Annotated in this window: 11 protein-coding genes; 5 read left to right on the forward strand and 6 right to left on the reverse strand. The window is 44.5% G+C overall.

What is annotated here, in order from left to right:
- Positions 1-4: 4 nt before the first annotated feature.
- The gene (locus KW060_RS11980) at positions 5-526 is read right to left on the reverse strand and encodes a hypothetical protein (RefSeq protein ID WP_249037091.1); all 522 of its coding nucleotides are present in this window, start codon (positions 524-526) and stop codon (positions 5-7) included.
- A 122-nt stretch (positions 527-648) separates the two neighbouring features.
- Here KW060_RS11980 and KW060_RS11985 point away from each other — a divergent pair, with 122 nt between their 5' ends.
- Positions 649-1374 carry a ThuA domain-containing protein gene (locus KW060_RS11985; protein WP_249037090.1) on the forward strand — a complete coding sequence of 242 codons (726 nt, stop codon included), beginning with the start codon at positions 649-651 and terminating at the stop codon, positions 1372-1374.
- Between the two features lie 48 nt (positions 1375-1422).
- Here KW060_RS11985 and KW060_RS11990 read toward each other — a convergent pair whose 3' ends face one another.
- Both KW060_RS11990 and KW060_RS11995 read right to left on the reverse strand, forming a co-directional pair.
- Positions 1423-1614: a hypothetical protein gene (locus tag KW060_RS11990; RefSeq protein ID WP_249037089.1), complete on the reverse strand. Its 192-nt coding sequence runs from the start codon at positions 1612-1614 to the stop codon at positions 1423-1425.
- A 182-nt stretch (positions 1615-1796) separates the two neighbouring features.
- Positions 1797-3023 carry a nucleoside permease gene (locus KW060_RS11995; protein WP_249037088.1) on the reverse strand — a complete coding sequence of 409 codons (1227 nt, stop codon included), beginning with the start codon at positions 3021-3023 and terminating at the stop codon, positions 1797-1799.
- Between the two features lie 109 nt (positions 3024-3132).
- Here KW060_RS11995 and KW060_RS12000 point away from each other — a divergent pair, with 109 nt between their 5' ends.
- Entirely contained in the window at positions 3133-4050 is a 918-nt protein-coding gene (locus KW060_RS12000; protein ID WP_249037087.1) for a sugar phosphate isomerase/epimerase family protein, read from the forward strand.
- A gap of 2 nt (positions 4051-4052) precedes the next feature.
- Positions 4053-5741 (forward strand): GMC oxidoreductase, encoded by a 1689-nt coding sequence (locus tag KW060_RS12005; protein WP_249037086.1) that lies wholly within the window; start codon positions 4053-4055, stop codon positions 5739-5741.
- A gap of 6 nt (positions 5742-5747) precedes the next feature.
- On the opposite strand, the gene KW060_RS12010 is transcribed toward KW060_RS12005, so the two are convergent.
- Entirely contained in the window at positions 5748-8147 is a 2400-nt protein-coding gene (locus KW060_RS12010; RefSeq protein WP_274757284.1) for a transporter substrate-binding domain-containing protein, read from the reverse strand.
- A gap of 171 nt (positions 8148-8318) precedes the next feature.
- On the opposite strand from KW060_RS12010, the gene KW060_RS12015 reads away from it, so the two are divergent.
- Positions 8319-8918, forward strand: a complete 600-nt coding sequence (locus tag KW060_RS12015; protein ID WP_249037084.1) for a uridine kinase family protein — start codon at positions 8319-8321, stop codon at positions 8916-8918.
- Here KW060_RS12015 and KW060_RS12020 read toward each other — a convergent pair.
- The gene (locus KW060_RS12020; RefSeq protein ID WP_249037083.1) at positions 8878-10173 is read right to left on the reverse strand and encodes an APC family permease; all 1296 of its coding nucleotides are present in this window, start codon (positions 10171-10173) and stop codon (positions 8878-8880) included. The two genes, KW060_RS12015 and KW060_RS12020, sit on opposite strands and share 41 nt — an antisense overlap.
- Positions 10174-10198: 25 nt before the next feature.
- The gene (locus KW060_RS12025) at positions 10199-11398 is read right to left on the reverse strand and encodes a trans-sulfuration enzyme family protein (RefSeq protein ID WP_249037082.1); all 1200 of its coding nucleotides are present in this window, start codon (positions 11396-11398) and stop codon (positions 10199-10201) included.
- 127 nt (positions 11399-11525) lie between these two features.
- Here KW060_RS12025 and KW060_RS12030 point away from each other — a divergent pair, with 127 nt between their 5' ends.
- Positions 11526-12968: a Gfo/Idh/MocA family protein gene (locus KW060_RS12030; protein WP_249037081.1), complete on the forward strand. Its 1443-nt coding sequence runs from the start codon at positions 11526-11528 to the stop codon at positions 12966-12968.
- Positions 12969-12977 lie beyond the last annotated feature (9 nt).

Below are 12977 nucleotides of genomic sequence, written 5' to 3' on the forward strand. Positions count from 1 at the left end.
TTTTTTAATTCGCGTCGCAGCGGCAGCTTCCATCTGTGCATTTTATGGTACCAACCTTACAGGAATTATTCCGTGCAATCATATCAACACAGGCAGATGCACCAGTGCAAGCCATACGCGCGCCAATTTTCCTGATGATCGCCATACCGGTATCATGTGCCATCGCGGGTGATGCTTTATCGAGCGGTTTGGTCACTGTAACAGGGCGATGTTGTCTCTTACCCGTGGCCATGCCGGATCCTTTTTCACGCGTTGACGCCGCAGCCGTATTTTTTAAATCCTGCATCGGTTTACGAACACGTGTACCTTGCGCCTGTTTTGGCTCACACGCATTGGCGCATAAAACCACAATTCCCTGTAGCTCGTCACCAGAACTATAACTTTCAAGTGCTCGTTGTAATTTCGGTGACATCACCGCAGGCCCCGTATCAAGTTCGAGCGATGGTGGATCAATTTGTTGTGCGAAAGAAATGTTGAAAATTGATACCCCAAACAGAACGCTTATTAGTAAAGATAGTCTTTTCATGGCTCACCTCATTTATCTGATGCACCATAACTATATCATAATTATGTCATTTTTTCGATCATACTTGTGATATGGATTTGGTTATGAAATAGTGAAGCCATAATTTAATGGGAACAATCAAAATGAAAAAAATCATTCTTTTAATGTCGTCACTTATTATGACGAGCACTGCATATGCAAAAGATATCAAGGTACTTGCCTTTTCACAAGTGGAACCGGGGATTTATCACCACCTTTCAAACCTAAATGGCATTGCGCTGATTGAAAGGCTTGGCAAAAAACAAGGCTGGAAAGTAGACGTGACCCACGATAGCGGCAGTTTTAATGATAAGCGCCTCTCGCAATATGATGTTGTTGCCTTTATCAATTCAACGGGTGACATATTGAATGATGAACAACAAGCATCCTTTGAAAGATATATCAGAAACGGCGGCGGGTATGTTGGCACCCATTCCGCGGCAGACACAGAACATGGATGGGAATGGTACGGAAAACTGGTCGGCGGTTTTTTCAGAAGCCATCCTGATACCGATCAGGTCGGCGAAACAAGCCTTGAAAATAAAAATCATCCGGCACTTAAACACGTGCAAGAAACCGTTCCTGTTCTTGAAGAATGGTATGATTACACATCAAACGTGCGCGGCAAACCGGGTTACACCGTTCTGATGACTGTCGATGAAAATACATATGAAGGCGGCGTTACCGGTGACGATCACCCAATCACATGGGTCAATGAATTTGATGGCGGCAGAGCCTTTTACACTGGCTTTGGCCACTATTTCCAAAAAGATCATCCGTTCTTATCAGAACTTCTAATCGGCGGCGTCGAATGGGCCGCTGGTGAGTAAAAAACTTATGTCATTGCCCGACTTGGTCGGGCAATGTATTTCAATGATTTATTGATTTTCCAGGTCTTCTAATTCTTCTGCGCGCTTCATTGCTTCTTCGCGTGCTTCTTCTGTTGCTTCGTTTACTTCTTTCGCTGCATCATTTATCGCAGAAGACATTGAGCTTTCTTCTTTGCTTTCACCACATGCTGAAAGTATGGCGATCATTGCTGTCATAAGTATAAATTTTAATTTATCCATTATTTCCTCGTTTTTTGTAATCCATTAATCGGTATAAAAACCTTATGCGACAATGATATTTTATTCAATCTTTACTTATGTCGTAATAAACAAATTACTGAATATAAGGACGAGCGCCCCAAGAATGTAGAACTTTAAGCTCTACATTCTTATCAGGCGCAACTATGACGTTGTACGAGTAATTATTCGGCTGCGGCCTCTGCTTTACCTTCAAGTTTTTCATTCTTGAATGTTGCCATAAAGAAGATGGCAATCACAAGGGCGAAAACGCATGGTGTCATCCAGATACTGGTCCAGTCACGCACGCCGTCTGTTGTAAAGGCATCAACCACGCGGCCCGCTGTTGCGGTACCGATGGCAAGCCCCACACCATATGTTAATAGTGCAATAAAGCTTTGTGCACTTGAACGAATTTCCGGTGCGGCTTTATTGTCCACATAAATCTGTCCGGTAACAAAGAAGAAATCATAACAAACACCGTGCAGGATAATTCCAAGGTAAACAAGCGCCGCAAGGCTATCCATATCGCCTGTGGCAAACAAGCCATAACGAACCACCCATGCAAGCATGCCCACAAGAAGCATCCATTTAACACCAAGACGTCTGAAGAAAAATGGCATAATCACGAGGAATACCGCTTCACTCATTTGTCCCATCGTCATTTTCGCGGCGACGCCTTCCATGCCGATTTCATTTAAATAGAGGTTCGCAAATGAATAATAAAACGCAAGCGGAATGGAAATCAGCAACGATGAAATGGCAAAAATCGCAAATGATTTATCCTTCATCAATGCAAAGCTTTCAAGACCAAGAACATCACCGATGGTGACCTTTTTACCCTTACTTTTTGGTGGGGTATTTGGCAATGTAAAGCTAAACAGACCAAGGATCACAGAACCCGCAGCCGCCATTTTCATTGGCACTGATGTGGCCTCAACATTTTCGACCTGCGTTCCCAAAACGAACGTAATTCCAAGCCCGGCTACGATCCAGCCGATGGTACCCCATACACGAATACGTGGGAACTGGGCATCCGGTTCATCAAGTTGATAGAATGACACACTGTTCGCAAGCGCCAGTGTCGGCATATAACAGGCATTATAAATAAGAAGCCCCAAAATAATGTTATTGGTTCCTTCCATCCCCGAAACATAATAAAGAACCGCCGCACCCATCAAATGCAGGATCGCCATAACTTTTTCCGCAGGGAAGAACCGGTCCGCCACAAGCCCGACAAAAAGCGGCGCAATGATCGCCCCAATATTATTGGTCAAATATGCAGTGCCGATTTCCGTGCCGGAAAATCCGATATTTGCCAGATAACTGCCAAGTGTTACAAACCAAGCCCCCCATATGCCGATTTGCAAAAACATCATAATACTAAGCTGACTGTAAACTTTGCGGTTCATTTTTGCCTCCCTGTCTCTTATACTGCGAAAAACCATAACCGATCTTCACTGCGATGACCAGTAGAAATGTAAACGGTTACAAAAAGTAAAGTAATAAAGGGAATTAGCAATGAAATTGGGTCTCCAGAGCGCCATTCTTGACGGCATGTCTTTCGAAGAAGTGGTCGATTTTGCCGCCGAGCATAACTTTAAATCCATTGAATTTATGTGCTGGCCAGTTGGAAAAGCAGAACGTAAATACGCTGGTGTCACCCATATTGATGTCTCAGATTTCACCAAAGAAAAAGCCGATTACATTAACGAATATTGCGCGGATAAAGGGGTTGAGATCAGCGCGCTTGGATACTACCCAAATGCCTTATGTCCAGACGAAGAAGAAGCACAAATCTATATTGATCACATCATGAAAGTTATTGATGCCGCCGCAATCCTTGGGCTTGATACAGTTTGTACATTCATTGGCAATAATTGGCACAAAAATGTTGATGACAACTGGCCAAGACTTATCCAGGTTTGGACACCGATCCTTGAACACGCCAAATCGAAAAACATCAAAATCGGCATTGAAAACTGCGCTATGTTCTTCACCGATGATGAATGGCCGGCGGGGAAAAATATTGCCTATAGCCCGAAAATATGGCGCAGGTTATTTGCCGAATTTGACGGGTATGAGCTTGGATTAAATTATGATCCATCCCACCTTGTCTGGATGCAGATGGATTATGAAAAACCATGGGGCGAATTTCGCGACCGCATGTATCACGCCCACGCAAAAGATGTGACCGTTCATCAGGAAAAGTTAGACGAGGTCGGCACAATGGCGAACCCGCTTGAATATCACACCCCGCGCATTCCAGGGCGTGGTGATATTGATTGGAAAAAATACATTTCCACCATGAAAATGGCCGGTTTTGATGGTGCCATATGTATCGAGGTCGAAGACGCCGATTATGAAGACAGCCTTGCATCAAGGAAACAGTCGCTTATTGACAGCGCGAACCATTTAAGACCATTCATAGAAGGATAACCATGGACGAAGAATTTGATGCAATTGTTGTGGGTTCCGGCATATCCGGCGGATGGGCCGCTAAAGAATTCTGTGAAAAGGGATTAAAAACACTTGTAATCGAGCGGGGCCGCCATGTTGAACGGGGTGATTATCCGACCGAAGGGAAAGGCCCTTGGGAAATGCCCAATCATGGCCGCACATCCCGCGAAGAACTGGCGAAAGATTACCAGGTCCACCGTCAAACAGGCATCAACGAATGGAACAAACATTTCTTCGTAAAAGACAGCGAAAAACCATATTCACAAGAGAATGGAAAACCGTTTTCATGGATCCGCGGTCATCAATTGGGCGGTAAATCGCTAACCTGGGGGCGGGTAGCACTGCGATTAAGTGATCTGGATTTCGAAGCCAATAAAAAAGATGGCTTCGGCACCGATTGGCCGATCAGATATAATGATCTCGCGTCATGGTATGATTACGTGGAAACATTTGCTGGCATCAGCGGATCAAAAGAAAACATCCCACATTTGCCGGATGGTGTGTTTCAGCCACCGATGGAAATGAATTGTATTGAAAATTATGTGAAAGAAAAGGTTGAAGCCACCTACCCTGACAGGAAGATTATACCGAGCCGCACGGCAAACCTAACAGAACCCACGGAAGAACAAATGGAACTTGGGCGTGCTAAATGTCAAAACCGTGCTGAATGTATTCGCGGCTGTTCATTTGGGGCTTATTTTTCCAGTCAGTCAGCCACCTTACCGGCGGCGGAACGCACTGGAAACCTGAATATTATCACTGATGCCATTGCCCACAGCATTGAATATGATGCAGAAACAGGCAAGGCGACAGGCGTGCGTATTATTGATGCCAAAACGAATGAACACCGTGTTTATACCGCAAAGGTCATATTCCTTTGTGCATCGGCGCTTGGATCCACGCAAATTATGTTAAATTCCATTTCTGAACGGTTCCCGAACGGCATTGCTAACGATAGCGGTGTGCTTGGTCATTATCTGATGGATCATATTTTCTTTGCTGGTGCCCGCGGCCGTTACGCCGGATTTCAGGATAAATATTATAAAGGTCGTCGTCCTAACGCCATTTACGTGCCACGTTTTAGAAATGTTGGGAACGACAGTTCAGATTTCCTTCGTGGTTACGGGTATGAGGGATGGTCATCCCGCGTCTGGGATAATGGTGCGGAAACGGGGGGATATGGCCCCGAATTTAAAGAAAGCCTAAAAGGCCCGGGCGAATGGGAATTTGAAATTATGGGCTTTGGTGAAATGCTGCCACGATTTGAAAACCATGTCAGATTACATGAAAACAAAACCGACAAATGGGGTATACCGCAACTGCATATGGTTTGTGAACATTCTGACAATGAACATGCCATGTTGCAGGATATAATGGATTCAGCTGTTGATATGTTAAATACCGCGGGTCTTAAAAATGTAACCGGATATGTAAAACCAAAAGCACCGGGGCTTTGCATCCATGAAATGGGCACCGCCCGTATGGGCCGTGACCCGAATGACAGTATCCTTAACGGATTTAATCAGGCACACTCGGTTAAAAATCTATTTGTCACTGACGGCGCCGCTATGACGTCAAGCGGCTGTCAAAACCCGTCGCTGACTTATATGGCCATGACAGCACGGGCGGTTGATTTCGCGGTTAAGGAATTAAAGGCAGGCCGGATATAATCAGCTCTAAATAATACGCACACGTCTTGCTGGGATGGAAATTGAAACTTTTGTTCCTTTACCCACTTCACTTTCAATAAGACAGCTACCGCCGTGCAATTCCACAAGCTCTTTCACAATCGGCAATCCTAAACCGGTACCTTCTTCGTTAAGGTCGTGTGATCCATGTGCCTGTTCAAACGGGTTTAAAACATGCTCGAGTCTGTCTTTCGGGATACCAATACCAGTATCCTCAATTTCAATGGTGATACTTCCGTTTCGCTCATTAATTACTCTACAGAATATATCACCTCCGCTATTCGTAAATTTCACAGCATTGGATAATAAATTAATCATCACCCGGCGAAATGCGATTTCATCGCCGAATAATTTTAATTCTCCGTTTTTATTCTCGCATTCAAAGTGAACCGGAATGTTTTTAAGTTCCGCCATTTTATCAATCATCTTAATGGCGCCTTTAATTTCAGAAACAAGCGAAAATTCAACTTCATTAAGTTTCCATTTCCCAGCTTCGATCTTGGACAGATCAAGAATATCATTAATCACAATGGATAAATGTTCACCGCTATTTTTAATATCGGTTAAATATTCCTGATGTTTTTCCGAAATGATTTTACCGCCAATGCCACTCATCATAGCTTCGGAAAAACCGATGATCGCGTTTAATGGTGTTCTTAATTCATGGGACATATTGGCAAGGAATGTTGATTTTGCCTGATTTGCTTTTTCCGCATCTTTTAATGCTTTTTCAGCTACTCTTTGTGAATGTCTCAATTGACTTTCAATTTCAATTCTACGCTCGACTTCGCGGCGCAGGCTGTAATTCCAAATCAACACTAAAAATATGACGACCGCTGCACCAAAAGCAATTCTGAAGATCAGTTGAAAATCAATCGTGTCTTCTGATTTCAAGCCGATCCAGGTTCTTGAAATTTCTGCGCGTTCCTCTGGGGTTATCGCGCGTAATGCCTTTTGCATTGCGCTAGCAAGAAGCGGCAGATCTTTTCTAATCGCCATAGCATTTTCGCCGCGATATGGCGTGTCCCCAACCACAGCAAGGTTCGAATATCCTTCGCTGGCGATGGAATATGTTGCCATTGGCATACTACCGACATAAGCATCGGCTTCACCAGTCGCGACAAGCCCCATTGCACCCGCGACCGTATCAGCGGTCACAATATTGATGCGTGGGTAATCCCGTTCAATAAAACTTTTCACGGCGAAATTATTCACTTGTGCGACTGTTCTGCCAACAAGCGCATCAAGATTACCGTAAACCTCTTCGCCTTCACGTGCGAAAATCATATGCACAACACTGACATAAGGATCGGTGAATTCAAGCGTCTCTCTACGTTCATCAGTTTCTGTAATAAGCGTAAGAATATCAGCTTCTTTCGTATTGATATCTTCAAGGGCTTCTGTCCAGTTCCGGCTTCCTGTATGGCGAAATTCAACATTTAGCTTTTCTGCAATTTTATCCAAATAAGCGCCGGTGACCCCGCTGATATTTCCTTCTTCATCAAGAAACTCAAGAGGGTTTTGCGTCGGATCAACCCCGACATTAATAATCCTATTATCCGCAAGCCATTCTGCCTCTGCTGATGTAAGGCCAATACCGGTTGACGCGTTAAGTTGTGTTGTTTGCCATTTATTAGATAGCATCACAATTTCTTCATCGGTAACCGCCGCCATTCCCTTTTCAAGGATATCGCGCAAAATCGGCCAATCATCCCGAACGGCAAGACGGATAAAATCTGAATTTTCAGTTTCTGGGAAAAATTTATCACCAATAACCTCAATCCCCGGAAGCATGCTTGTACGGATTGTATAAAGCGAAACTGGCAATATATCCGCATGCACATCGATTGTGCCCGCCGCCAATGCTTTTAATGCAAGCGGTGTAGTATCAAAACTAACAAGGTTTAATTCAGGATAATCTGATCGATATATCGTATCCGGAAATGCCCCAGATACCACACCCACACGTTTTCCGTATAGATCATCAATTCCCGTAATTTCACCTGCCCCTTCGCGGCCAAAATAAACCATCGGCAAATCAAGGTAGGGTCTTGTGAACAGCAAATATTCTTCGCGGTCTGGCGTCTGAATAATGCTTTGCCCCATGTCGATTTCTTTATTTTCAAGCGCTTTTAAAAGATCAGACCAAACAAGCCCATTTACATATTCAATGTTGATACCAACTTTACTCGCTACCAAATTAAGATAATCAATGGAATATCCGTAAGCTTCACCATCACGCATAAAATCAAGTGGTGCCCAGCCCATTTCATTAGTCGATGTAATAACGGGATGATCGGCGATGAATGCCTTTTCTTCTTCGGTAAGTTCAACAGGAACTGTATCCACAGGCGATTGGCTTTGCGCATACACATGTGTCACAAACATAAACAACGCTAAAACAGCATAAATATATCTATTTATTGCCTGCATCTATAGACTAAATCCTGTACTTCCCATAATCTGTACTAACCATATAAGGTAATTTTAATACAAATTAGTTAACAACTCACATAATATGACGGTTTTATTACATAATTTAATGGTTTTGCGCAAAAAATGAGGATCATTACAATTTCTGGCGCAAGTGGATCAGGCAAATCAACACTTGCAGAATATATCCTGAACATCATGACAGGCAGCAAACTCCTGAGCGTGGATCGCTATTATTTAAGCAAAAATGAACAAGTGGAAAAATTTGGCTCTTTCAATTTCGATGACCCAAATGCCATAGAACATGAATTGCTTCATGACCACCTTGATCAATTAAAATTGGCGGGTGAAACGAATGTTCCCATTTATGATTTCACCATCAGTGAACGTGCGGGATATGAACCATTTAAAGTGGGTAAAACCCTGATTATGGATGGTTTATTTGCCGGAACACTTTTATCAGAACGAAGCGATTTTAATATTTTCGTTGATGCCAATCTTGATACTGCCCTTGATAGACGTATTGAACGTGACATGCGGGAACGGGGCCGTACAAGGGAAAGCGTTATTGAACAATATGAACGTGATGTCCGTCCTGCCTATTTCAAACATATCGAACCATTAAAGGCCAATGCGGATCTGGTGATTGAAAATAATGGCGACATCCAAGAAATGTTGGACGCGATTAATACCCAAGACGCTTTCCGCGAACATTCACATAAATAACCACTAATGTTACGTACCCGATGATCAACACCCATCCGGTTCTATCGATATCGGAAAATGAGAGCGCGAACTGGCATAACAGTATCACAAGCCCCGCCACACTAATCGATTTAAGTTTGCCTTCAGAAAGTTTCCAATATGCCCCATGGAACACATCGGGCAGACGTGCGGAAAGAAGAAACGCCGCCACCAGCGGTACCATGTCATAAATGAACACCAACCCTGACCCGAGCATAATAATATACCGAAGGTCCCACCCCGCCATGATCGGTGCAGCACCAATTAACAATAAAAGCGTCAGCAAAATATGCGGCGTGTTAAAGCGTTTGTTCACAACCGCGATCCCTTTGGGAAGCCATCCGTCCTCACACGCAATAAGGACAGATTTCGTTGCCCATGAAAAGGTTGAATTAATACTGGTCGCAAGGGCGAATAATCCTGCCCCGACAATAAACGCCGTATAAAGCGCGGGCGGTAATATTTCCTGCGCCACGTCAGAAAGGGTCGCACCTGCCGTTTGTTCAACCGGCAAAATCCCGACAGCCACAATGGACACAAGCGCAAAGAATATCGCCGCGATGACCGTGGCGGCAACAATCGCCCTTGGCAAATCCCGTTCCGGTTTATTCATTTCACCGCCCAGTTCCGATACAAATTGCGCCCCACCTGTCGCAAATGACATCACCACACATGCAAGCGCAAAACCATACCAACCATCCGGGAATAATTTTTCCTGGGATGTGAAATTGGAATAGTCGACCTCTAATATCCCGAAGAATATCAAACTGGATAAACCAATCAGCAAGAAAATAATCATTATTTTCTGCACCGCAGCGGCCTGTTTTATGCCTACCAAATTCACAAAATAAAATAATGTTAATATCCCAAGCGCCACATAGGTTTCATTAAGCCCTGGCAATAACGCAAGCGCATATTTCGCAAAACCCAACGCGAAAAGCGCGATTAAAATATGGGTAATCAGTAATATCGCCAGATAAAAGAAACCGACCCGCGGCCCAAGCACCCGTTTACAATAAACATATAACCCACCCGTCGCGGGCATGGCCGATCCCATAAACACCACAGGCAACTGTTTTATAATCGATAGAATAGAAGAAAGAATGAACGCAAACGGTACGGCGTAAGCGGTAAATTGAATACCAATACCGATTAAAACCATAATACCGGACCCAATCACCTGCCCGAGTGCAATGGCAAACACATCCCAAAAGCCAAGTGATTTTTTAAGCTTCATTCTATTACCCCTTAAATCCTAGCCATTAAATTCCAGAAAGCGCCTTATCAAAATCAGCGATTAAATCATCGATATCCTCTAACCCCGCTGAAATACGGATCATCCCTTGGGTAATGCCCATTTCAAGACGTTCTTCTTCCGGAATATCAAGGAACGCCATTAACGCCGGAATTTGTGTTGTGGTTCTTACCCCACCAAGGCTCGCTGAAAAACAGCTAAGCTCGAGTGTATCAAGAACCTTAAGCGCGTTATTGGCATTGCCCACATCAAAGGCAAGCATAGCGCCAAATTTCGGCATTTGTTTCCTGGCAATATCATGCTGAGGATGGCTTTCAAGGCCCGGGTACCAAACCCCGGATACTTTATCGTGCCCTTCGAAATATTCTGCCATCTTGGCCGCATTTTCGCATTGCCTTTCCACACGCACGCTTAATGTTTGTATGCCGCGTTGCAACATCCATGCGTTAAAGGGCGACAAGGGTGAACCCAGCTTCACCATGGTGTTCCAGCGAATTTGTTCAAGAAAATCATCCGGCAAAATTTCCGATTTCATGGCGATTGATCCACCGATCACATCGCTATGGCCACCGATGAATTTTGTGCAGCTTTCCACCACAATATCCACACCCCATTCAAGCGGGCGCATCACATACGGACTGGCGAATGTATTATCACAAACGACCACAATGCCCTGATCATGGGCCAGTTTCACAAGCGGCGGCATTTCTGCCACTTTCATGGACGGATTCGCGATCGTTTCAAAATAAATCACTTTGGTGTTTGGGCGGATCGCATCACGAACTGCATCAATATTTGACGTATCCACAAATGTTGTTTCGATATTATAATCGGTCAAACGGTGATCCAGCATTTCATGGGTTGAACTATAGGTCGTCCAGTCACACACAATATGATCACCGCTTTTGAGTAATCCCAAAAGCGTTACTGAAATCGCCGCCATCCCCGACGCGGTCGCAAGGCAGGCATCAGCCCCTTCGATCATCATCATTTGTTCTTCGAATGCATATTCGCTTGGATTGCCGCAACGGCCATAAATATTGACCTCTTTACGGGCGCCATCGACAATGCGTTGGAAAATTTCCGCATCATATTCAAAACTGGATGCCATCACAATTGGCGGGTTTACAGCCTTTGTTGCCTCATCCGGTGGGCAATATACGGCACGGCTGTTAAAGTTTAATTTTCGTCTATTATTGTTATCCATGGTGACCCTTTTTCTATTTCGATAATAGAAGGGCATAAACTTTTTCAAATGTCATTAAAAAAAACATTTTACCTATTGATAAAGATCATATTTAATACGCGCATATAACTAAAGGGGCGAATTATAAATGAACAATAAAACCAATAGACGATCTTTCATTAAAAAAACGGCTGGTGCGGCACTGGGCTTTACCATTGTACCAAGACACGTACTGGGTCAGGGCATGACAGCACCAAGTGATCAGTTAAACGTTGCCGTCATCGGCGGCGGCGGTAAGGGATATACCGATGCACTGAACGCATGGAATAATGGCGCATCACGCATTTCTGCGATTTGCGACGTTGATTTCAATATGGCCGAACGCGCATTTGAAAAATTCCCGAATGCAAAAAAATATAAAGACTGGCGTAAAGTTCTTGATGAAATGCAAGACATTGACGCGCTAACGATTTCAACACCGGATCATACCCATGCGGTGATTGCAAACGCGGCAATGAAGCTTGGAAAACATGTTTATGTGCAAAAGCCATTAACACATAGCATTCATGAAGCGCGCGTTCTAACAGAATCTGCTGAAAAACATAAAATCGTTACCCAAATGGGTAATCAGGGTGCATCCGGACCGGGCGTTAAGAAAATGATCGAATGGTTCGATGCCGGTATTATCGGAACCGTTGACGAGGTCCACGTCTGGACCAACCGTCCTGTTTGGCCACAAGGCATTAAATCACCAACAGAATTTCCAAAAATGATGGATGGCCTTGATTGGGATAGCTTCATTGGCCCAGCCAGCATGGTTGATTATCATCCGCTTTATCACCCATTTAAATGGCGCGGCTGGTGGAATTTCGGCACAGGCGCACTTGGTGACATGGCGTGTCACTTGATTGATCCGCCATTCCGTGTGCTTGGTCTTGGTTACCCGACAGAGGTCGAAAGCAGCGTCGGCGCCCTATATTCACAGGACTGGGTTCCGGATTATTTACCGGAAAGCTGCCCACCGTCATCACGTACGCAGCTTAAATTCCCGGCATCTGATAAAAACCCGTCTGACGTTAAAATGTCATGGACTGACGGTGGTCTGCGCCCATTCCGTCCTGACCTGATTCCTGCGGATCATGATATCGGTGACCGCGGCAGCAGCAATGGTGTGATTATGATCGGGACAAAAGGCATCATGACTTGTGGTACCTATGCGGAAAATCCGAAAATTTACCTTAATGACGGTACGATGATGGAATTTGACACCGATGCGCTTGAAGAAGCACCGAATGCACTTCCAGAAAATGGCCACGCCGCCGCATGGGTTGATGCCTGTAAAGCCGGACACGGCAGTGCAGAACATAAGGCGCTCACATCATCATTTGATTTTGCCGGACCGTTAACGGAATCCATCCTTATGGGGAACCTTGCCATTCGCAGCTTTAATGTGCGTGAAAAGAACGGCAACAGGTTTAATTACCCAGGGCGTAAGAAACTGTTATGGGATGGCCCGAACATGAAGATCACCAACTTCGACCCCGCCAACCAATTTGTAAAACGCGAATACCGCGAAGGTTGGAGCTTGTAAGATAAAATG

This window comes from Pseudemcibacter aquimaris, from assembly GCF_028869115.1.
Classification (GTDB): domain Bacteria; phylum Pseudomonadota; class Alphaproteobacteria; order Sphingomonadales; family Emcibacteraceae; genus Pseudemcibacter; species Pseudemcibacter aquimaris.